At 62.9% G+C, this 21,233-nt stretch carries 17 protein-coding genes and 1 tRNA gene; 11 read left to right on the top strand and 7 right to left on the bottom strand.

Going from position 1 to position 21,233, the window contains the following annotated elements; genetic code table 11:
* Positions 1-83 precede the first annotated feature (83 nt).
* Entirely contained in the window at positions 84-1,862 is a 1,779-nt protein-coding gene (locus tag OCA5_RS07875) for an ATP-binding protein (protein WP_012563634.1), read from the bottom strand.
* A gap of 340 nt (positions 1,863-2,202) precedes the next feature.
* On the opposite strand from OCA5_RS07875, the gene OCA5_RS07880 reads away from it, so the two are divergent.
* Positions 2,203-2,451, top strand: coding sequence for a PilZ domain-containing protein (locus OCA5_RS07880; protein WP_012563633.1), 249 nt, complete (start codon positions 2,203-2,205; stop codon positions 2,449-2,451).
* A 10-nt stretch (positions 2,452-2,461) separates the two neighbouring features.
* Here OCA5_RS07880 and OCA5_RS07885 read toward each other — a convergent pair.
* Positions 2,462-2,535: transfer RNA gene (locus OCA5_RS07885), tRNA-Gln, on the bottom strand.
* A gap of 366 nt (positions 2,536-2,901) precedes the next feature.
* On the opposite strand from OCA5_RS07885, the gene OCA5_RS07890 reads away from it, so the two are divergent.
* From OCA5_RS07890 to OCA5_RS07905, 4 genes are all read left to right on the top strand, one after another.
* Positions 2,902-3,090: a hypothetical protein gene (locus OCA5_RS07890; protein WP_012563631.1), complete on the top strand. Its 189-nt coding sequence runs from the start codon at positions 2,902-2,904 to the stop codon at positions 3,088-3,090.
* Positions 3,091-3,528: 438 nt separating this feature from the next.
* Positions 3,529-5,883 carry a TonB-dependent siderophore receptor gene (locus OCA5_RS07895; protein WP_012563629.1) on the top strand — a complete coding sequence of 785 codons (2,355 nt, stop codon included), beginning with the start codon at positions 3,529-3,531 and terminating at the stop codon, positions 5,881-5,883.
* A gap of 11 nt (positions 5,884-5,894) precedes the next feature.
* The gene (locus tag OCA5_RS07900) at positions 5,895-7,049 is read left to right on the top strand and encodes a PepSY-associated TM helix domain-containing protein (protein ID WP_012563628.1); all 1,155 of its coding nucleotides are present in this window, start codon (positions 5,895-5,897) and stop codon (positions 7,047-7,049) included.
* Positions 7,046-7,255, top strand: coding sequence for a hypothetical protein (locus tag OCA5_RS07905; protein WP_012563627.1), 210 nt, complete (start codon positions 7,046-7,048; stop codon positions 7,253-7,255). The genes OCA5_RS07900 and OCA5_RS07905 overlap by 4 nt, the downstream gene beginning before the upstream one ends.
* 62 nt (positions 7,256-7,317) lie before the next feature.
* Here OCA5_RS07905 and OCA5_RS07910 read toward each other — a convergent pair whose 3' ends face one another.
* The gene (locus tag OCA5_RS07910; protein WP_012563626.1) at positions 7,318-7,806 is read right to left on the bottom strand and encodes a MarR family winged helix-turn-helix transcriptional regulator; all 489 of its coding nucleotides are present in this window, start codon (positions 7,804-7,806) and stop codon (positions 7,318-7,320) included.
* A 321-nt stretch (positions 7,807-8,127) separates the two neighbouring features.
* On the opposite strand from OCA5_RS07910, the gene OCA5_RS07915 reads away from it, so the two are divergent.
* Together OCA5_RS07915 and OCA5_RS07920 are read left to right on the top strand one after the other, a co-directional pair.
* Positions 8,128-9,273, top strand: a complete 1,146-nt coding sequence (locus tag OCA5_RS07915; protein WP_012563625.1) for an efflux RND transporter periplasmic adaptor subunit — start codon at positions 8,128-8,130, stop codon at positions 9,271-9,273.
* Between the two features lie 2 nt (positions 9,274-9,275).
* Positions 9,276-12,422, top strand: a complete 3,147-nt coding sequence (locus OCA5_RS07920; protein ID WP_012563624.1) for a multidrug efflux RND transporter permease subunit — start codon at positions 9,276-9,278, stop codon at positions 12,420-12,422.
* Positions 12,423-12,652: 230 nt separating this feature from the next.
* On the opposite strand, the gene fabF is transcribed toward OCA5_RS07920, so the two are convergent.
* A complete protein-coding gene (gene fabF / locus OCA5_RS07925) occupies positions 12,653-13,915 on the bottom strand; it encodes a beta-ketoacyl-ACP synthase II (RefSeq protein WP_013913029.1) in 1,263 nt (420 codons plus the stop codon).
* 140 nt (positions 13,916-14,055) lie between these two features.
* Positions 14,056-15,336: an MFS transporter gene (locus OCA5_RS07930; RefSeq protein ID WP_012563622.1), complete on the bottom strand. Its 1,281-nt coding sequence runs from the start codon at positions 15,334-15,336 to the stop codon at positions 14,056-14,058.
* Between the two features lie 193 nt (positions 15,337-15,529).
* Between OCA5_RS07930 and mmsB the strand changes: the two genes are divergently transcribed.
* From mmsB to OCA5_RS07945, 3 genes are all read left to right on the top strand, one after another.
* Positions 15,530-16,417 carry a 3-hydroxyisobutyrate dehydrogenase gene (mmsB, locus tag OCA5_RS07935; RefSeq protein WP_012563621.1) on the top strand — a complete coding sequence of 296 codons (888 nt, stop codon included), beginning with the start codon at positions 15,530-15,532 and terminating at the stop codon, positions 16,415-16,417.
* 15 nt (positions 16,418-16,432) lie between these two features.
* On the top strand, positions 16,433-17,671 hold the full coding sequence (locus tag OCA5_RS07940) for a BaiN/RdsA family NAD(P)/FAD-dependent oxidoreductase (RefSeq protein WP_012563620.1): 1,239 nt from the start codon (positions 16,433-16,435) through the stop codon (positions 17,669-17,671).
* Between the two features lie 95 nt (positions 17,672-17,766).
* A complete protein-coding gene (locus OCA5_RS07945; protein WP_012563619.1) occupies positions 17,767-18,963 on the top strand; it encodes an ABC transporter substrate-binding protein in 1,197 nt (398 codons plus the stop codon).
* Between the two features lie 65 nt (positions 18,964-19,028).
* On the opposite strand, the gene OCA5_RS19465 is transcribed toward OCA5_RS07945, so the two are convergent.
* Both OCA5_RS19465 and OCA5_RS19470 read right to left on the bottom strand, forming a co-directional pair.
* Positions 19,029-19,550, bottom strand: coding sequence for an MFS transporter (locus OCA5_RS19465; RefSeq protein WP_012563618.1), 522 nt, complete (start codon positions 19,548-19,550; stop codon positions 19,029-19,031).
* A gap of 86 nt (positions 19,551-19,636) precedes the next feature.
* Positions 19,637-20,236 (bottom strand): MFS transporter, encoded by a 600-nt coding sequence (locus tag OCA5_RS19470; protein WP_012563617.1) that lies wholly within the window; start codon positions 20,234-20,236, stop codon positions 19,637-19,639.
* Positions 20,237-20,328: 92 nt separating this feature from the next.
* Between OCA5_RS19470 and OCA5_RS07955 the strand changes: the two genes are divergently transcribed.
* Positions 20,329-21,225, top strand: a complete 897-nt coding sequence (locus OCA5_RS07955) for a LysR family transcriptional regulator (protein WP_012563616.1) — start codon at positions 20,329-20,331, stop codon at positions 21,223-21,225.
* Positions 21,226-21,233: the final 8 nt, after the last annotated feature.

The raw sequence follows: 21,233 nt of genomic DNA on the forward strand, positions 1-21,233 counted from the left end.
GACGTCCTTGCTCTATCGCTTTGAGGATAGGAGCGGGCGATGCCCCGGACAAGGCATCACAACTTTGAAGCCGAGCGGCTGATTTAGCGCAGCGGCTTCTTCAGCAGCGAATAGCGCTCGGTATCGAGCCCGAGCGGGGAGATGGTTTGCAGCGGCGGCGAGTCGACAAGCCGCTGCAGCGAATGATCGCCGACGCGCTCGGCAAAACGGTCGGAGACATGTGGATCGCTCGGCGCCTCGCGATGCGTGGTCGAGCCGCGCCAGCGTTCGATCACGGAGGACACGAAATACGCATCGTGGCCGCTGTCGGAAGACGGTGTCGTCGCAATCGTCGCTTCGCTGCGCGGAAGCTGATGCTGTGGCACTTCCTTGAAGCGCAGCCGCGTCGGCAGCGCGACGCCTTCGCCGAAGGCCAACACCTCGCGGGTACCGAGCGACGGCACGAACGACAGAAGGTTTGCGGCGGCGTCCGAAACAGCGGAGCGCAGAATGCCCTGGTCGCGCTCGTTCGCAAGGCGCATCGCGAACAGCGTGTTACACTGGGAAAGGATAGTCGCATCGAGCTCGGCCGGACGCTGGGTGATGAGGCCGAGATAGACGCCGTATTTGCGGCCTTCCTTGGCGATGCGCGACACCGCCTTGCGGGTCGGCCCGAAACCGATGCTGCGGTCGGCGGAGGCGTAGCGATGCGCTTCCTCGCAGACGAACAACAGTGGCGAGGCGCCGTCGCTCCACAGGCCGAAATCGAACGCCATGCGGCACAGCACCGAGACGACGGAATCCACAACGTCGGCGGGGAAGCCCGCGAGCTGCATCACCGTCATCGGCTTGCCGTTGGCGGGCAGGCGGAACAGATGGCTCACGACTTCGGCCATGCTGTCGCCGCCGACGTTCGCATTTTCGAACATGAAGCTGTAGCGCGCGTCGTTGCGCACGACTTCGATGCGCTGGATCAGCTTGTGATAGATGATGCGCGAGGAACGGTTCTCGAGTTTGCCCATGCGCTCGTCGATCAGCGAGATCAGATCGACAAGGCGATAGGGCACGGGCGTATCGGGTGTGAAGCCGGTGGCGCGCGTCTCGATGCGCTTTAGGCCGATCCGCTCGGAGTTCGCGTATTGCAGATACGTCGCCTTGGCGATCGGAATGACTTCCGACAGCACTTCCATTTCTTCGGGCACGCCGGGGCGGCCGCCGAACAGGACGTCGACGAACTCCTCGAAATTGAACAGCCAGAACGGCAGCTTCAGATTGCGCGGGTTCAGCACCAATGCGCGCGGGCCGAAGCAGCGGCCGTATTCGTTGTGCACGTCGAGCAGAAACACGCGCAGCGAAGGCCGCGCGACCAGAATTTCGTTGAGCAGCAGCGACACGCTGGTCGATTTGCCGACGCCGGTGGAGCCAAGCACGGCGAAATGCTTGCTCAGCATTTCCTCGATGTTGACGTAGGCCGTGATCGCCTGATCCTGCTGCAGCGTACCGATGTTGACCTGATCGCGGCCGGTCGGCGTGTAGATCACGCGCAGCTCGTCCGCCGTGAGGATGTCGACGGCATCGCCGATGGTCGGATAGCTGGTGACGCCGCGCTGGAAGCGGCCCTCGCGGGAGATTTCGCCGAGCAGATCGACCGAGGCGATGGCGACATGGTTGTCGCGCATGTCGATGTTCTCGCGCGACATCTCGGTGATGATCGCGACGATGGTGGCCTTCGCGCCGCGGATGCCGAAGAACTGGCCGACAGTGGCGCGCAGCGTGGTGGCCGTCACTTCCGGACTCGCCATCACGCCGATACGAGCCTGCGAGCCGCGTACGGAGACGACGCGGCCGAGGGAGGCGATCTGCGGGACGGGCGGTGGCAGCATGACAGGCGGCTTTGAACAGGTTATGCTCGCCGGACTATGCGCCTGTCATATTGCAGAAATTGTTAAGAGATAAACGGAAGTTATACCGACCGGCACCTGCCGGGCGTCAGGATTTGGGCACGGGGAGGGGGCCGGCGGACTTGCGAGGGTAGCGACCGCCCCCGCGGAAAGCGGATTGAGCCCGGCTTTGCCACTTCCCTTCCTTGGATACCGCTAAAGGCAGGATTTTACCACCTAAGGTTGGGACGACGGATTAACATAGATTAGTGCGTTATCCGGCCATTAAGCCGCCCCGAATATTCTGCTGGGCAGGCTACGTGTTAGCCACGATGACGGGGAGATGGTCGTGGTCGAGACCAGGCGCGCGCCGCGCTATCGCGTGTCAAAATCAGCTACCATCGGATATGGGCGGCATGCGCCCGGCTGCGTCATTCGCGACCTCTCGATCACCGGCGCGGCCATCCAGGTCGAAGATCAGACCGGCATTCCCGACGAGTTCATTCTCTTTATCGAAGAGGACAATCTGAGCCTTCCTTGCCATGTGGTCTGGCGAAGGGGCTACCGGCTCGGCGTGGTGTTTGACGATTAACTTTCGGATTTGGCTGGGGAACCTGGATTCGAACCAAGACAAACAGAGTCAGAGTCTGTTGTGCTACCGTTACACCATTCCCCAACGTTTGCCGGTAGCCGACGCGGTGCGTCTCGGATTCGCGGCAAATCGCGATTGCGGGGTGGATATAATGGGCGAATGGCCGCCGGTCTACACCTTTCCGGCCCTTGCGCTGCAAAACGCGCGGATCATCCCGGTCCGGTGAATAATTGCAGGTTGCCCCTCGGATTTGGGTTTAGGCCATCTTGGGCCGGCCCTGCGACCATATGGCTAAAATAAGGCGGCCTTCAAAGACATATAATGATGGAGCAGGCAGGAGTCCTGCGATGCCTCGCAACGGCTCCTGCCGGCGCTTGCGCCGAAGGAAACCTGATTTCCGCCAGCGGCTGCATAGGGCGGCCTCGATCGGCGCGGAAGCGAGGCTATGCCATGCGGGCATTAGACAAGAAGGCGACCGGCACGAGCGATGGCTCGACCTCGCCGGCGCTGATTATCGTAGCTCTTGGGTTGTTCTCCATTCTCGTTCTCGGATTGAGCGACCCGCACCGCGACGGGGTGATGACGACGCTGGTGACGATCGGCGAATTCGGAATCCTGCCGACGCTCGCGGGCCTGTAAGCCGCTCGAACCTCTGAGAGCCAGCATTGCCGTTCCGGTGAGGGAACGCGCGCGGCCGCGTCGCTCGCGAACTGCGCCTTTATCACTCTGCATATGTGCTTCACATATTCTTTTGCCGCCACGCTCCTTGCGCACAACCGGCCTATCGCCAGCCGACATCACTCTAGACGCGCGATCACTTCGCGTCGCGACATGTTGATGTGAGCGTGCATTGTCCGCTCGCCTTGCGAGATAACGCACCCGCAAAATTAGAACTGTTTAAAATATATCAAAACACAATGCGCGTCCGCGTGATGCAGGGATGTCACGCGCGCAGCAGCAATGCCGAGTTTTGAAGGCTTCTAGGTGCTGTTGCCGTGTCGACGCAACAGAGCGTGATAGGAGGAAAATCGAATCCGCACATGGCGGAGTAACGATGATGATTGGGGCGTGACGGGGATGACGAAGATCTGGGGGCGTGCACTTGGCCTGGGCGCGGTGAGCTATCTGGTGTTGGTGCTGCATGCACCATCGCCTGCGATCGCGCAGACTGCGCCAGCCGCCTCGTCAACGCTTCCCGCAGTCACCGTCGATGCGCCGAAGCAGCAGGCCAAGCGGCGGGCGACCGCGCGGCGCTCGTCGCACTCGCGCACCACGGCGCGTAGCGCTACACGCGGCAGAGGCGCGGAGCAGGCGCCGCCCGCGCGCGCTGCGGATGGCCGCGGAGCACCGGAGCGTGCGAACGGACCGGTCAATGGCTATGTTGCCAACCAGAGTGCGACCGCGACGAAAACCGATTCACCGATCCTGACGACGCCGCAATCGATCTCCGTGGTGACGCAGGATCAGATCGCCGCGCAGCAGGCGCAGAGCATGAACGAGGCGCTGCGCTACACGCCGGGCGTGATGACCGAAATCTACGGCGCAAGCTCGGTCAGCAACGACGTCAAGGTGCGCGGCTTCCTCGCGCCGCGTTATCTCGACGGCCTGCGGTTGCCGATCGATCCGATGGTGACGTTCGCGCAGACCCGGATTGAGCCATGGAATATGGAGCGACTGGAAATTCTGAAGGGGCCGTCGTCGGGTCTTTACGGTGAAACCTCTCCGGGCGGCCTCATCAGCATGGTGAGCAAAAGGCCCACGCCTTACAGACAGAACCAGATCGAACTGCAGACCGGCAGCTACGGCCGCGCGCAGGGCGCTTTCGATTTCAGCGGGCCGATCGATGCCAACAAGGAGTTTTTATATCGCATCGTCGGTCTCGGTCGGATGTCCGATACCTGGATCGACTACAACACCGACGAGCGTATCTTCATTGCGCCGAGCCTGACTTGGCGGCCGACGACCGATACCAACTTCACCGTGTTGGCGAGCTATACGCGCGACAACCTCAAGGGGCAGCCGCAGCAGTATGTGCCGGGCGTCGGCACGCTGTATCCGAGCCCGCTCGGGCGGCTTCCCTATAGCCGCTATCTCGGTGAGCCGGATTACGATCGCACCAAGGGCGAAAGCGCGATGATCGGCTACAGCTTCGATCACCGCTTCAACGAGATGTTCCAGTTCCGCCAGAACCTGCGCTACAGCGAGGTGAAGTCGGACGTCACCTCGCTTCGCAACGAAACGGGCGATCCGTCGTTAAGCGGCGGCATCATCCAGCGCAGCGCCAACCGCGTGCTGGCGGACTCCAAGGTTTTCGCGCTGGATAACCAGTTGCAGGCCGACTTCATGACCGGCCCGCTGGTTCACAAGATGCTGGTCGGCGTCGACTATCTCGATGCGAAGTCGACGGCGTTCTTTTCCTCGAGCATGGGCTTTATCCCAGGCGTCGGGATAGTCGGCGAATTGTATCCGCTCAACGCCTACGCGCCGGTCTACGGTCAAGTGAATCCGAACGCGTATCTGTATCCGTCGCTGTATCAGACCTCGAAGCAGAGCCAGGTCGGTGTCTACCTGCAGGACGAGGTCAAATTCGATCGCTTTACTCTGGCGCTGACCGGCCGCCACGACAACTGGCAGGCCGATACGGTCGATCATCTCGCGGCCGGCACGGTGATCCGTCAGGACTACTCTGCGTGGACCGGGCGGGCAGGGCTGTCCTATCTGTTCGACAACGGCATCTCGCCCTACATCAGCTACTCCACATCGTTCCAGCCGTTAGTCGGTTTCTCCCGCGCTGGCCCGCAGGGTGTTTTCAAGCCGACCACGGGTGAGGGCAAGGAGATCGGCATCAAGTTCCAGCCGCCCGGCACCAAGGCGCTGTTCACGATCGCGGCGTTCGATATCAAGCAGCAGAACGTTCTGACCGCCGATCCGGTGGATCCGCGCTTCAGCGTGCAAACGGGCGAAGTGACGGCGCGGGGCATCGAGTTCGACGCCAAGGCGAGCCTGTCGAATGAGATCGATGTCGTCGGCGGCTACACCTACATGGAGCCGAAGGTGACCTCCAGTAACTCGGGCGATCTCGGCAAGGATGTCGTCAACGTTCCGCGCCACTACGCTTCGCTGTGGGGATTCTATACCTTCCGCAGCGGACCCATCGCCGGTTTCGGTCTGGGTGCGGGCGTGAGGTATATCGGCGAGAGCTTTGGTGATGGCGCCAACACCGTGATCATTCCCGGCTATGGGCTGATGGATGCATCGGTGTCTTATGACTTCGGGTATCTGGGGCGCCAGTATCAGGGCTTGAAGCTGCAGGTGAATGCCACCAACCTGTTCGACAAGTACTATGTGTCGACCTGCTTCACCGGTTTGCCGTATTGCGGTCTTGGCGAACCGCGCCGGGTGCTGGCGACGTTGAAGTATAGCTGGAACTGAAGGAGATCGACTTGGCGGCAAGCAAATCACTTCGGCGCTGGGGATGGGTGCACAAATGGTCGAGCATCATTTGCACCGTCTTCATGCTGCTCCTGTGCGTGACCGGCTTGCCGCTGATCTTCCACGAGGAGATCGATGAGGTCCTGCACGCGCAGGTGAAGGCGGAGCAGGTGGCGCCCGGCACGCCGCGCGCCGACCTCGACAAGGTGATGGAGGCCGTGCGGGTCGCGTTGCCGGAGACGGTGCCGCATTTCCTGATCTGGGACCGCGACGATCCCAACGTGGTGATGGTCAGCGTCGGCAAATCGATCACCGACAATCCGGCCAACAACAAGCTGGCGCGTGTCGATGCCCACACCGCGGCCTATCTCGATGCGCCGGATTTCACCAAGCGCTTCACCTACATCATGCTGAAGCTGCACACCGACATGTTCGCGGGCCTGCCGGGCAAGCTGTTCCTCGGCTTCATGGGCATCCTGTTCTGCATCGCGATCATTTCCGGCATCGTGGTCTATGCACCCTCGATGCGGAAGCTGCCGTTCGGCACTTACCGGCGCGAGCGGCGGCGTGTGGTGCGCTGGCTCGACGTGCACAATCTCGCGGGCATCCTGCTTGTGATGTGGACGCTCGTCGTCGGCTTCACCGGCGTCATCAATACCTGGGCTGACCTCGTCATCAAGTACTGGCAGTTCGACCAGCTCGCTGCGATGACGGTGCAGTACAAGGATCGCCCCCTTGTCGCGAACCCGGCCTCGATCGAGGAGGCCGTGAAGGTTGCGCGGAAGGCCGAGCCCGACATGAAGCCTGCGTTCGTCGCGTTCCCGGGCTCGATCTTCAGCAGCAAGAGCCACTATGCGGTGTTCCTGCATGGCAACACGCCGCTGACCTCGCGGCTGTTGAAGCCCGCGCTGATCGATGCGGAAACCGGCGTCCTGACCGACAGCCGCGAGATGCCGTGGTACGTCTCGACGCTGTTGTTGTCGCAGCCGCTGCACTTCGGTGACTACGGCGGCATGCCGCTGAAGATCATCTGGGCGATCCTCGACATCATCACCATCGTGCTGCTGGTGACAGGACTCTATCTCTGGCTGCGGCGGCGCAAGACCAGCGTCAGCGTCGAACGCGCCGTCGCGAACCCCTCCGCACTGGAGCCGCAGGCGTCATGAGCGGGCGTAGCATTTTCCGCCCGCACCGCACGCTCTCGCAGATCTTCGCGGTGCCGTTGTTGATCGGCGTCCTGAGTATTGTCGGACTCGTCGCTGCGCTCGTCGGCGACGGCGTCTGGGATGGGCTGTCGTGGCTGATGCTGGTGACGCCGATCGTCATCTATGCGATCTGCGTCCACCTTCCGCGCCGGGCCAAATCCCGCTGAGGTGGGTTTTTACCTCGATACGATACTTCGGAAGACGTGAGCGCGGCGCCGCCCGCGGCCGTTCATCGGCGTGTCCGTCGCACGGCGGGTGAGGGCGAGGCCGCTGCCGCACTCTCGCTGCCGCCGTTCTTGACGTTATCCTTAACCTGCAGAAGCGCGTTGAGCGCGTTCTGGAGCGAGGCGACCGGCACGCCGCGGAGCGCTTCGGTTGCGATAGAATCGCGCAGGCTGTCGAGGTCATCGACCAACTGCCGTCCCGCCGCGGTCAAATATAGTTGATTGGCACGGCGGTCGGCCGGATGTGGCCGGCGTTCAAGAAGACCTTGATCGACAAGGCGATCCAGCAATCTGACCAGCGAGATTGGCTGCAATTCCAGCACCTCGGCGAGGTCCACCTGCGACAAACCTTCCTGCTGACGCAGCCGAAAGAGCACGATCCATTGTGCACGCGTGGTGCCGCGGCTCTTGGCCCGGTGCTCAATATAATTGCGCAGCAACCGGGAAGATTCGATCAACTGGGTGATTAACTGCCGTTTGAGATCGAGCGACATGGGCGATGGACTGCAGCCAAAAGCGGGGGCAAGAGGTTGACTAGTGTCCCGAATCCGAAGTTCGCCACATCATGCGGCGCCCTCAGTAGCGAACTTCGGATTCGAAAGGACACTAGCAAATCTATGGTTCTAGTGTGGTTTGGGTTCAGAAGTTCGCTTGAGGGGCCTGCAGAGAAAATGAAGCGAACTTCTGAACCACCACACTAGTCTGACGAATAATTCATTAGCATGCTATCACATTAAGTGCTCGCATACTAAATAATCGCGATCAGCGTCGAGAAAAACGACGCTTCGGGAAAATTACGGGTTCACGAGAAACGTATGAGCAAGTCTGGAATGCCTCGCTGGGGAAGCTCGCTGATCGTCCTGGCGATCGTCGGCATCGTCGCCGTGGTCTGGTATCGCATGGATGAGCGCAAGCCCCATGCAGGGCCCCCGCCTGCAGTGCCAGTGACGATTGCGCCGGTCGAGAAGGCGGACTTCCCGGTCTATCTGTCGGGCCTCGGCACCGTGCAGGGCTTCAACACCGTGCAGGTGCGCACGCGCGTCGACGGCGAGATCACGCAGATCGTTTTCAAGGAAGGGCAGTTCGTCAAGGAAGGCGATCTGCTGGCGCAGATCGATCCACGCCCGTTCCAGGCAGCGCTCGATGCCGCGAAAGCCAAGAAGGTGCAGGACGAGGCGAGCCTCAACAACGCACACCTTGATCTCGCGCGCTCGACCAAGCTCGGCGAGTTCGCCACGCGCCAGACCGTCGATACCCAGCGTGCCCAGGTCGCGCAACTGACGGCGCAGATCGCGGGCGATCAGGCGGCGATCGACAACGCGCAGACCCAGCTGGACTATGCGAGTATCCGCGCGCCGATCGCGGGCGTCACCGGCATCCGCATGGTCGATGTCGGCAACATCGTCACCGCTGCGGCGCAGACTGCCATCGTCACAATCGCGCAGGTCGAGCCGATCTCGGTGATCTTCACCGCGCCCGAGCAGCAGTTGCCGGCGATAGCCAATGCGATGAAGGGCGGCGCGCTGAAGGTCGAGGCCTACACCTCCGACGGGCGCAAGAAACTTTCAGATGGCGTGCTTGCGCTCATCAACAATCAGGTGGATTCCACCAGCGGAACCATTCGCCTGAAAGCGACGTTCGACAATAAGGATCACGCGCTGTGGCCGGGCCTGTCGGTGTCCACGCGCCTCCTTGTCGAGACGGCGAAGGATGCGACCGTGGTTCCCGAAGAAGCCGTGCAGCACGGGACCGATGGCCTGTTCGTCTTTGCAGTGGGCGAGGGCAACAAGGCGGTGGTGAAGCCGATCAAGGTCCGGGTCTCCGGAGGCGGCAGGAGCCTTGTGGAGGAGGGAGTTTCTCCGGGCGAGCAGGTGGTGACGCGCGGCCAATATCGCGTTCAGGCGGGATCGTTGCTGGCGGCCAGAGTGGCTTCCGGCGACACCGAACCGAAAGCTGATTGACCATGGGCTCAGGCTTCTCGGCTCCTTTCATCCGCTTCCCCATCGCGACATCGCTGTTGATGGTGGGCGTGTTGTTCGTCGGCCTTGTCGCCTATCCGGCGCTGCCGATTGCACCGCTGCCGCAGGTCGACTTCCCCACGATCCAGGTATCGGCGAGTCTGCCGGGTGCGAGCCCTGAAACCATGGCGTCCTCGGTCGCGCAGCCGCTCGAGCGGCAGTTCGCGCAGATCCCGGGCGTCGCCCAGCTTACCTCGACAAGTTCGCTCGGCTCGACCTCGATCACCATCCAGTTCGATCTCAACCGCGCGATCGATGGTGCGGCAAACGACGTGCAGGCGGCGATCAACGCCGCAAGCGGACAGTTGCCGAAGAACCTGCCGAGCCCGCCGACCTATCGCAAGGTGAACCCGGCCGACGCGCCGATCATGATCCTGTCGGCGACGTCCGACACCATGCCGCTGATCGAGGTCAATGACGCGATCGACAGCAAGCTCGCCCAGCAGCTCAGCCAGATCACTGGCGTCGCGCAGGTGCTGATCGGTGGCCAGCAGAAGCCTGCGATCCGTGTGCAGATCGATCCGGCAAAGCTTGTCGCCAAAGGGCTCGGGCTCGAGGACGTGCGCCTGCAGCTTGCGCAAACGACTGTCGACAGTCCGAAGGGCAATATCGACGGCAAGACCCGCAGCTATACGATCTATGCCAATGACCAGTTGCCGTCCTCGAAGGACTGGAACGACGTCATCATCGCCTATCGCAACGGTGGACCGTTGCGGGTGCGCGATATCGGGCAGGCGATAGCCGGCCCCGAGGACATGAAGCAGGCAGCATGGGCGAACGGCAAACGCGGCGTGTTCCTTGTCGTGTTCAAGCAGCCCGGCGCCAACGTCATCGAGACGGTCGACAAGATCAAGGCGCAACTGCCGCGGCTGGAGAAGGGCCTGCCGCCCGCGGTCAATGTCACGATCATGAGCGACCGGACCCAGACGATCCGCGCCGCGGTCGAGGACGTGCAGTTCACGCTGCTCCTCACCATCGCGCTGGTGGTGATGGTGATCTTCCTGTTCCTGCGCAACTTCTGGGCGACGGTGATCCCGAGCATCACCGTGCCGCTGGCGTTGCTTGGCGCCTGCGCGCTGATGTGGGTCGTGGGCTATACGCTCGACAATCTGTCGCTGATGGCGCTGACGATTGCAGTCGGCTTCGTGGTCGACGACGCCATCGTGATGCTGGAGAACATCTCGCGCTATGTCGAAAAGGGGGAGGACCCCTATGAGGCGGCGCTGAAAGGCGCGCGTGAAATCGGCTTCACCATCGTGTCGATCAGCGTCTCGCTGGTCGCGGTGCTGATTCCACTGTTGCTGATGGGTGGCATCATCGGCCGTCTGTTCCGCGAATTCGCCGTCACACTCGCGATGACGATCTTCGTCTCCATGATCGTGTCGCTGACGCTGACGCCGATGATGGCGTCGCGCTTCCTGCAGCCGCATCGCGAAGGTCAGCAGCACGGCAAGCTCTACCAGTGGAGCGAGCGCATGTTCGACGGCATGCTGCACGCCTATGAGCGCGGGCTCGACCTCGTGATGCGCTGGCGTTTCACGACGCTGATGGTGTTCTTCGCGACCGTCGCGCTGTCGGTGATCCTGTTCCTGGCGATCCCGAAGGGCTTCTTCCCGCAGCAGGACAACGGCCTTCTCACCGGCGCCTCGCAGGCGTCGCAGGATATTTCCTTCGCCGAGATGAAGCGCAAGCAGGAAGAGCTCGGCAAGATCGTGCTTGACGATCCCGATGTCGCAAGCGTGGCGATGGCGATCGGCGGGGGCGGCAGCGCGCTCAATACCGGACGTCTCTACATCACGCTGAAGCCGCGCAGCGAGCGCACCGCGCTGGCACCGCAGATCATCGCGCGCATCCGCGCCAAGGCGGAGAAGGTCGAGGGTGCGCGATTGTTCCTGCAGGCGTCGCAGGACGTGCGGCTCGGCGGCCGCGCCACGCGCACACAGTTCGAGTACACGCTGCAGGATGCCAACCTCGACGAATTGAACGAGTGGGCGCCGAAGATTCTGGCGAAGATGGAGACGCTGCCGCAACTGCGCGACGTTGCGACCGACCAGCAGACCAAGGGCACGACGCTGACACTGACGATCGATCGCGATACCGCGTCACGTTACGGCATCTCGCCGCAACTCATCGACGATACGCTCTACGATGCATTCGGCCAGCGCCAGATCGCGCAGTATTTCACCCAACTCAACACCTATCGCGTGGTGATGGAAATCCTGCCGGAGTTACAGGGCGATCTCGAGACGCTGCAGAAGATTTACATCAAGTCGCCCAACACCGGCGAGCAGGTGCCGCTCTCGACCTTCGTGCGCTGGACGACGGACCCGGTGCGGCCGCTCTCGATCAGCCATCAGGGCCAGTTCCCGGCGATCACCATCAGCTTCAACCTCGCGCAGGGCGTGGCGCTCGGGCAGGCGACCGACGCCGTGCAGAAGGCGATGGAAGAACTCGGCGCGCCGCCGACGCTCAACGGAAGCTTCCAGGGCACCGCGCAGGCGTTCCAGCAATCGCTCGGCACCATTCCGCTGTTGATCTTTGCCGCGCTGATCGTAGTGTATCTGATCCTCGGCATCCTCTACGAGAGCTACATCCACCCGCTCACGATTCTCTCGACGCTGCCGTCGGCGGGCGTCGGTGCGCTCGCGATCCTGATGCTGTTCGGATTCGATTTCAGCCTGATCGCGCTGATCGGCATCGTGCTCCTGATCGGCATCGTGAAGAAGAACGGCATCATGATGGTCGACTTCGCGATCGTCGCCGAGCGTGAGGGACTGTCGCCGGAGGAGTCGATCCGCAAGGCGGCGCTGCTGCGCTTCCGCCCGATCATGATGACGACGATGGCGGCGCTGCTTGGCGGCGTGCCGCTGATGCTCGGTCACGGCACCGGCTCGGAAATCCGCCAGCCGCTCGGCTACGCCATGGTCGGCGGCTTGCTCGTCAGCCAGATGCTGACGCTGTTCACGACGCCGGTGATCTATCTCTATCTCGACCGCGTCTCGAACTGGGTCTCGGGACTGGGCCGGCGCCCGCCGCCGTCCGACCGTGGCCATCCGCAGCCGCAGGACGCGGTGTCACAAGCCGCGGAGTAGCGCGGCTTGCTGCTGTGCGAGTTCACCAATTTGACGGTTGATTTTGCGGCGGTGTTTCCTTCACCTCTCCTCCATAAGAGCGTTTACGCTCGTCTTCGACGAGCTATGGGGAGAGGTCGCGAACGAAGTGAGCGGGTGAGGGGAGCTAGATATTTAATCGAGGCATTTAGAGCCCCTCACCCCAACCCTCTCCCCAATGGGGAGAGGGAGCACACACCGCGGTTGTGCTGTCATATCTTGCGGAAGATCACGCTTGCGTTGACGCCGCCGAAGCCGAAGCCGTTCGACAGCACATGGTCGATCTTCATCTTGCGAGCCTCGCCGCGGATGAGATCGACGCCCTCGGCCGCATCGTCCGGGTTGTCGAGGTTCAGCGTGGCCGGCGCGATCTGATCGCGCAGCGACAGCACCGAATAGATCGCCTCGAGGCCGCCGGCTGCGCCGAGCAGATGGCCGGTTGCGGATTTGGTCGAACTCACGGCGACGCTATTGTTCGTGCCGAACACCGCCTTGATCGCCGCGAGTTCACCGAGATCGCCGACCGGCGTCGAGGTGGCGTGCGCGTTGAGATACTGGATATGCGAGGGATCGAGCCCGGCCTGCCGCAAGGCCTGCACGACGGCACGGCGCGCGCCGTCGCCATCCTCGGGACCGGAGGTCATATGATAGGCGTCGGCGCTGGTGCCGTAGCCGACAAGCTCGGCGATCGGCCTGGCGCCGCGCGCCAGCGCGTGCTCGAGTTCTTCCAGCATCAGAAGGCCCGCGCCTTCGCCCATCACGAAACCGTCGCGCGCCTTGTCGAAGGGGCGGGAGGCCTGCTCGGGCGTGTCGTTGAATCCAGACGACAGTGCGCGTGCCGCCGCAAAGCCGCCGAGCGCGGTGCGCTCGACGCAGGCTTCCGCACCGCCTGCAAGCGCAACGTCGGCTTCGCCCGCGCGGATGATCCGCGCCGCATCGCCGATCGCCTGCACGCCAGCGGCGCAGGCCGTCACCGGCGCACCGAGCGCACCCTTGAAGCTGTGGCGGATCGAGACCTGACCGGCTGCGAGATTGACGAGAAAGGAGGGCACCGTGAAGGGTGACAGCCGCCGCACGCCACGGGAGTCGGCCAACCGCACGGAATCGGCAATCGCCGGAAAGCCGCCGACACCGGAACCGATGATGGTCGCCGTGCGCTCGCGCTCCTGTTCCGAGGTGGGGTGCCAGTTGGCCTGAGCCGCCGCTTCCTCGGCTGCAAGCAGCGCGAACAGGATGAAGCGGTCCATCTTCTTCTGATCTTTGGCCGGGGCGGCGCGATTGGGGTCGAAACCGGCCTCCGGGTCCTCGTCAAGGTTCGGCACGAGGCCTGCGACCTTGGCGGACAGTTCGCCGACCACCTCGTCCGGCAAGCGGCGCAGGCCTGATTTTCCGGCAATCAACCGCGACCAGTTGGCTTCCACGCCGCAGCCGAGCGGGGACACCGCTCCCATGCCTGTTACAACAACCCGCCGCATAAACCCCGTCCTGTGAATGTGATCTGGTCCCACAGACCTAGAGCATTTTTGCTTTTGATGGAATTAAAAGCAAAGCTCTAGGCTATTGTTCTGACGCGTTTTCTTCACGCGAACCGGCTTCCACTTCGCTCGAAAACGCTCTAGGCGACTGCGGGGCGTTTGTCACGGCGGATCGACAGGGCGGCGAGCGAGGCGATCAGGCACAGGAGCCCGGCGAAGAAGAACGCGGGCAGGTAGCTCGCGAGATAGGTTCGCGATATCCCGGCGCCGAGCGCGGTGGAGGCGGCGCCGAGCTGGTGGCCGGCGAAAATCCAGCCGAACATCAGGTTGGCGCGTTCGGGCCCGAACGTCGCGGCCGAGAGGCGCACGGTCGGCGGCACGGTGGCGACCCAGTCGAGCCCGTAGAACAGGGCGAACAGCGACAGGCCGTAAAGCGTGAAGTCGGTGAACGGCAGCAGCATCAGCGAGAGACCGCGCAGGCCGTAGTACCAGAACAGCAGCCAGCGGTTGTCGTAACGGTCCGACAGCCAGCCCGAGCAGATGGTGCCGATGACATCGAAGATGCCCATCGCCGCGAGCAGCGTCGCAGCCCCTGTCGCCGGAATGGAATAGTCGCCGCACAGCGCGATGAAGTGAGTCTGGATCAGGCCGTTGGTGCTGGCCCCGCAGATGTAGAAGGTGAAGAACAGCACCCAGAAGGTGCGGCTCTGCGATGCGTCCCGCAACGCGTTGAGCGCGGAAGATGTGATCGAGGTCTCAATCGGCGGCGGCGCGATCGGCTCGCTTCCATCGCCGCCGAATGGGCGCAATGCCAGATCGGAAGGACGATCGCGCACCACCAGCAGCACGGAGAGGGCGGCAATCGCCATCAGAATGCAGAGCGCGATGGTGGCGACGCGCCAGCTATAGAGTTCGGTGAGCCTGGCAAACAGCGGCAGAAACAGAAGCTGGCCGGTCGCCGTGCTCGCGGCGAACAGGCCGACGACGAGCCCGCGCCGCTTGACGAACCAGCGCGCGGCAACCGTCGCGCCGAGGACGAGGGCGATCATGCCGGTGCCGGTGCCGACCACGATGCCCCATAGCAGGATCAACTGCCAGACCTCGGTCATGAACAGCGACAGCGTCAGGCCTGCCACAATCGTCGTCAGCGCGGAGATTACGACATTGCGCATGCCGTAGCGGTTGATGAGGGCGGCGGCGAACGGCGCGACCAGCCCGTAGAGCAGCAGGCGGATTGACAGCGCGCTGGAGATTTCGGCGTTGCTCCACTGAAACTCCTGCTCGAGCGGCACGATGAACACGCCCGGTGCGCTGATCGAGGCGGCGCTCGCAAGCGTCGTCAGGAAGGTCGCGGCGACCACGGCCCAGCCGTAATAGATATCGTGGCGGGCGAGACGCGCCGAGAGCCAATGGGAGATCATGAGAAGCCTGGTTTATCGAAGTCGGGGAGCGATATGATACCGGTCATATAGCAGGAGATCGGATCACAATCTGGTGGTGACGGCAGGGAATGGCTCCACCAATCGGGGCACGCCGTTCTCGTTCTTAGGTTGACGTCGCGCGAGTGCCATTCCCTCGCTAAGCTCCGCCCGCGATCATCAGACGGAGCGGGTCATGGCAGGCATTTGCTTTATCGGTCTTGGCAACATGGGCGGGCCGATGGCCGCCAATCTGGTGAAAGCGGGGCTCACTGTCACCGGCTTCGATCTCGTCGAGTCGCTGCGGGATGCGGCGGCCAACGCGGGCGTCAAAACCGTCACGCAACTCACCGAGGCGATCGAGGGCGCGGACACCGTCATCACCATGCTGCCGGCGGGCGCGCATGTGCTCTCGGTGTGGCGCGAGATCGTGCCGCGGCTTGCCAGGGGCACGCTGGTGATCGATTGCTCGACGATCGATGTCGCAAGCGCCTTGCAGGCGCATGAGCTGGCAACGGCGGCCGGTCTGCGGTCGGTCGATGCGCCGGTGTCGGGCGGCACCATCGGCGCGAAGAACGCGACGCTGACCTTCATGGCGGGCGGCGAGCCGAAGGCCTTTGCGGCGGCGCAGCCAATTCTCGAAAAGATGGGCGCGAAGATCATTCACTGCGGCGGCGCGGGTGCGGGGCAGGCGGCGAAGATCTGCAACAACATGATCCTCGGCATCTCGATGATCGGTGTGTGCGAGGCCTTCAGCCTCGGCGAACGGCTCGGGCTGTCGCATCAGGCGCTGTTCGATGTCGCCTCGACGTCGTCGGGCCAGTGCTGGTCGCTGACGAGTTATTGTCCGGTGCCGGGCCCGGTGCCCGCATCGCCCGCGAACAATAACTACAAGCCGGGTTTTGCGGCCGCGCTGATGCTGAAGGATCTGCGGTTGGCGCAGGATGCCGCCAGCGCTACCGGCACCGCGACGCCGCTCGGCACGCACGCGCAGGAACTCTATGAGGCCTTCACGGAAGCCGGCCATGGGGCGGTGGACTTTTCCGGAATCATCGCGCATCTACGACGCCAGTCGAGGGAATGAAACTGGCGTGATGGTGTGAGCGTGCCGGATGTCGCTATCGTCGGAGCGGGCCCGGCCGGATTGATCGCGGCCGAAACGGTCGCCGCAGCGGGATTCTCCGTCACCGTCTATGAGCGCATGCCCTCGGGTGCGCGAAAATTCCTGATGGCCGGGCGCGGCGGTCTCAATCTCACGCACAGCGAATCGCTGGAGACGTTTCTCACACGTTATGGCGCGGCACCGCCGCTGCTGCGCGATGCCGTTACTGCGTTTCCACCACAGGCGCTGCGCGAATGGGCGCACGGGCTGAAGCAGGAAACGTTCATCGGTACCAGCGGGCGGGTGTTTCCGAAAGCCTTCAAGGCGTCACCTTTATTACGTGCATGGCTCGCGCGGCTGGATCATCTCGGGGTGCGCTTTGCACTCCGCCACCAATGGCTCGGCTGGAACGAGGAAGGCGCGTTGCGCTTCGCGACGCCGGACGGCGAGCATTGCGTTGCGCCACGTGCGAGCGTGCTGGCGCTCGGCGGTGCAAGCTGGCCGCGCCTGGGAGCGAACGGCGACTGGCGCGATATCCTCTCGGCGCAAGGCATCGCCGTCACCGAACTCGAACCTGCCAATTGCGGCTTTCGCATCGACTGGAGTGCGTCGTTCCGCGATCGCTTCGAGGGGCAGCCGCTGAAGAATGTGGCGCTCGCCTGCAAAGGCCAGACCTCGCGCGGCGAGATCGTCATCACCAGAGACGGCATCGAGGGTGGGGGCGTCTATGCCCTGTCGCGGACTTTGCGCGAGACGGCACGGGCGCAAGGCCACGCCATCCTCTCGATCGATCTGCGGCCGGACCTGTCTGAGCAGGAGTTGGTTACGCGGCTCTCGCGCCCACGCGGCAAGCAGTCGGTCGCGACCTTCCTGCGCAAGGTGTTGGCGTTGCCGCCCGTTGCGATCGGCCTGCTGCATGAGGCTGCACTCTATCGTGGCACGAGGCTTGCCGCGCTGGCATCGGACGAACTGACCGGGCTCGTCCGTGCGCTGCCGCTGCGGCTCGATGGGCCGGCTTCACTGGCGCGTGCGATCTCGACCGCCGGGGGCGTTGCCTTCACGGATATCAGGGCCGATTTTTCCCTCGTGAAGCGACCCTCGGTATTTGTTGCGGGTGAGATGCTCGACTGGGAAGCGCCGACGGGCGGCTATCTGCTGCAGGCCTCCTTCGCGACCGGCATCGCGGCGGGGCAGGGTGTGCTGGCCCGTCTCCACCCGGTGCATTTCGGACGATAGGATGATAGCCCTGTCGTATAAAACCGCTAGGCTGCGGCGCGTACATTCTCCCGTCTATTTATTCTGCGCTGCAAAAAATAACTGTGGAGTGAAACATGAAGTCAAAATATCTGTCGGCGATCTCGGCGCTGGCCTGCATCTGCCTTGCAGGCCCTGCGTTTGCACAGGGCGTCAAGATCGGCGTTCTGAACGATCAATCCGGCGTCTATGCCGACTTCGGCGGCAAGTGGTCAGTCGAAGCGGCGCGGATGGCGATCGAGGATTTCGGCGGCTCGGTGCTCGGTCAGAAGATCGAGCTGGTCGATGCCGACCATCAGAACAAGCCTGATCTTGGCGTGAGCATCGCGCGGCGATGGTTCGACGTCGAGCACGTCGACATGGTAACCGAACTCACGACGTCCTCCGTCGCGCTTGCCGTGCAGGAACTCGCCAAGCAGCAGAAGAAGATCGACATGGTGGTCGGCGCGGGCTCCTCGCGCATCACCGGCGACCTCTGCTCGCCTTACGGTTTCCACTGGGCCTATGACACCCATGCGCTCGGCGTCGGCACCGGTGGCGCGCTGACGGAAGCGGGCGGCAACACCTGGTTCTTCCTCACCGCCGACTATCAGTTCGGCTATTCGCTGGAGCAGGATACGGCGGCGATCGTGAAGGAGAAGGGCGGCAAGGTGCTCGGCGCGGTGCGTCACCCGCTGAATACGTCGGACTTCTCGTCGTTCCTGCTGCAGGCGCAGAGCTCGAAGGCGAAGGTCATCGGCCTTGCCAACGCAGGCCTCGATACCTCGAACGCCATCAAGCAGGCGGCGGAATTCGGCATCGTGCAGGGCGGCCAGAAACTCGCGGCGCTCTTGTTCACGCTGGCCGAAGTGCATGGCCTCGGCACGCAGGCCGCTCAGGGCCTGCAACTCACCGAGAGCTATTATTGGGATCGTGACGACAAGTCGCGCGATTTCGGCGAGCGCTTCTTCAAGAAGACCGGCCGCATGCCCAACATGGTTCAGGCAGGCACTTACTCGGCCGTCACGTCCTATCTGAAGGCGGTGAAGGCCGCCGGCACCAAGGACACCGAAGCCGTCACCAAGAAGCTGAAGGAACTGCCGGTCAACGACGCCTTCACCGGCAACGGCAAGGTTCTTCCCAACGGCCGCATGGTCACCGATCTCTATCTGTTCGAGGTCAAGAAGCCGGCCGAGAGCAAGAAGCCGTGGGACTACTACAAGCTGATCGCGACGGTGCCGGGCGACAAGGCCTATCCGACCGCGAAGGAAAGCGGCTGCCCGCTGACGAAGTGAGTTGATCCGTAACGGGATCGCATCAGACAAACCGCGCCTCGATGGTTTCGAGGCGCGGTTTTGCGTTATGGCGTTCCGGTGGTCATCGCATCCGTCATCAGGGCGATAAATCCAAAGCTCCCGGCAACCAGACAGACCGCGAACCACCCTCCATATGACCACGCAAGACCTGCGGCGGCAGCGCCGACACCGCCGCCGATAAAAAACAAACCGACATAAAGGCCGTTGATGCGGCCTCGTGCTTCCGGCTGCAACAGATTGACGGCGCGGCGGCCTAAAGTCTGATCGCAGGTGAAGCCGACATCGAGAAGAATGGCGCCGGCGGCTTCCATGACGAGCGCCAATGCCCACGAGGAGACGAATTCGGCGGATGCGCATAGCGCAAGGGCCGCGATGATGAGGAGATGCGATGCGCACAATCCCTGTCGCGTCCAGCCGCGATCTCCCATTCGGCCTGCGAGCGGCGTTGCAATCGCGCCGGCAGCGCCGACCAATGCGAAGATGGCAATGCCACGCGGCGTGAGGTTGAAGGGAGCAGCGGATAGCCGCAGCGCAATGGCGGTCCAGTAGGCGGAGAAGGATGCCATGGCCAGCGAGGCTGTCCATGAGCGTACCCGCAGGACGGGTTCATCGCGCCACAATGTCCAGAATGACCGCAGCAGTCCGACATAGCTTATGCGCGCGGCCGGCTGCAGCGGGGCAGCCGCCGCATCAGCGCGATTGCGATAACTGCGATCGCGGTTGCGGATGCCGCATAGAATCCGCGCCAATCCCAGATGTCTGCGATGAAACTCGCGAGCGGGCGGGACAGCATGATGCCAACCATCAATCCACCCATGACATCGCCGATGACGCGCCCGCGTTCGGATGGATGCGCCATCGCGGCGATGAGTGGCACGAGCATCTGGATCGCGGAGCAAAATGCGCCGAGCACGAATACGAACAGGAACAGCAAGGACGGCGTCGGCGCCAGGGCGGTGCAGGCTGCTGCGGCGACGGTGCAGCCGAGCGTGAGGCCTATCAGGCTGCGATTTTCAAAGATGTCGGCAAGCGGGACCAGCAGAAACAATCCGGCGGCATAACCGAGCAGGGTCAGGGTGCTGACCATGCCTGCCTGCGCGGTGGATATGCCGAAGGATGAGCCAATCAGCGCCACGAGAATTTGCGGAGCAGACAGATTGGTGACGATGACGCCGGTCGCGAGGGCGCCCAGCCTCACGAACGCGCGCGGCACCGTTCGATGAGACGAGAGGGCAGGCTGAAGGCAGGTCATGAGGAGCCTCGAATTTAGGGAAGAGGCCCTTTAATCAGCCCGCTCAATATGCAACAATTGAATTGTTATGATAATATATATGCGAGTTTGTTATGAACACAAACGACCTTGCCGCCTTCATCGCGGTCGTCGAAACGGGCTCGATCGTCGCGGCTTCGACGCGTCTCAATCTCACCCAGCCTGGCGTGACGCGCCGTGTGCAGAGTCTTGAAGAGATGCTTGGCGTTGAACTGCTCGACCGGCAGTCGAAGCCGCTGAAGCCGACTACTGCGGGACGTGAAGCTTACGAGCAGGGGCGTCGGGTCCTCCGAACGCTCGATGATCTCAAGTCGGGCGTTGCCGCCGATGGCGTGGTGCGTGGCGAGTTCCGCCTCGGCGTTACACCGTATTTGTCGGAAGCCGCCTTGAGCGCGCCTCTGGATATGCTGCGCGCGCAATTTCCGGCTTTGAGCGTGCACATCGTGTCAGGATGGTCGCCCGATCATGCGGAGCGGGTCTGCCGCAACCAGCTCGACGCTGCCGCGATCTGTTTGCCGGATGGCGTTACGCCGCCGGAGGAGCTGGTTTGTGACGACCTCGGAACGCAAGCCGTTACCTTTGTCGTGGCACGCGACATGAAAGTGCCGAAGTCGGTGGACCTTCCGGGCTTGTCGCATCTCCCCTGGGTCATCAATCAGGATGGGTGTGGCTTCCGCCGGGCGCTGAAGCGCCGTTTCGATGCAGCCCATCTTCCGTTCAACATTGCAGTCGAAGCGTTGGATCCTGAGCTTCGGCTATCTCTCGTCGCGCGCGGTGTCGGGATCGGTCTCGTCACTCCGATCGCCCTGAAGCGAAGCCCGCTGCGGAGCAAGCTCAAGGTTGTTAAAGTTGAAAACTTCGAGCCGGCCGTGAGAGCGTGGGTTGTTCATCGGCCGCCACCGGGCCGTCTTGCGGTTCCGATCAAAGCCTTTCGCGACGCGCTGGCTGTCGAGCTTCGTGACGCCTCGTGAAGTGCAGG

It is taken from the genome of Afipia carboxidovorans OM5 (assembly GCF_000218565.1).
GTDB classification, from domain to species: Bacteria; Pseudomonadota; Alphaproteobacteria; order Rhizobiales; family Xanthobacteraceae; genus Afipia; species Afipia carboxidovorans.

Coding starts and splice junctions, on each gene's coding strand:
- OCA5_RS07920 (WP_012563624.1), top strand. CDS start 9,276: ATGGGCTCAGGCTTCTCGGCTCCTTTCATCCGCTTCCCCATCGCGACA.
- fabF (WP_013913029.1), bottom strand. CDS start 13,915: ATGCGGCGGGTTGTTGTAACAGGCATGGGAGCGGTGTCCCCGCTCGGC.
- OCA5_RS07910 (WP_012563626.1), bottom strand. CDS start 7,806: ATGTCGCTCGATCTCAAACGGCAGTTAATCACCCAGTTGATCGAATCT.
- OCA5_RS07895 (WP_012563629.1), top strand. CDS start 3,529: ATGACGAAGATCTGGGGGCGTGCACTTGGCCTGGGCGCGGTGAGCTAT.
- OCA5_RS07890 (WP_012563631.1), top strand. CDS start 2,902: ATGCGGGCATTAGACAAGAAGGCGACCGGCACGAGCGATGGCTCGACC.
- OCA5_RS07945 (WP_012563619.1), top strand. CDS start 17,767: ATGAAGTCAAAATATCTGTCGGCGATCTCGGCGCTGGCCTGCATCTGC.
- OCA5_RS07880 (WP_012563633.1), top strand. CDS start 2,203: ATGGTCGTGGTCGAGACCAGGCGCGCGCCGCGCTATCGCGTGTCAAAA.
- mmsB (WP_012563621.1), top strand. CDS start 15,530: ATGGCAGGCATTTGCTTTATCGGTCTTGGCAACATGGGCGGGCCGATG.
- OCA5_RS07930 (WP_012563622.1), bottom strand. CDS start 15,336: ATGATCTCCCATTGGCTCTCGGCGCGTCTCGCCCGCCACGATATCTAT.
- OCA5_RS19470 (WP_012563617.1), bottom strand. CDS start 20,236: ATGACCTGCCTTCAGCCTGCCCTCTCGTCTCATCGAACGGTGCCGCGC.
- OCA5_RS07875 (WP_012563634.1), bottom strand. CDS start 1,862: ATGCTGCCACCGCCCGTCCCGCAGATCGCCTCCCTCGGCCGCGTCGTC.
- OCA5_RS19465 (WP_012563618.1), bottom strand. CDS start 19,550: ATGGCATCCTTCTCCGCCTACTGGACCGCCATTGCGCTGCGGCTATCC.
- OCA5_RS07905 (WP_012563627.1), top strand. CDS start 7,046: ATGAGCGGGCGTAGCATTTTCCGCCCGCACCGCACGCTCTCGCAGATC.
- OCA5_RS07915 (WP_012563625.1), top strand. CDS start 8,128: ATGAGCAAGTCTGGAATGCCTCGCTGGGGAAGCTCGCTGATCGTCCTG.
- OCA5_RS07955 (WP_012563616.1), top strand. CDS start 20,329: ATGAACACAAACGACCTTGCCGCCTTCATCGCGGTCGTCGAAACGGGC.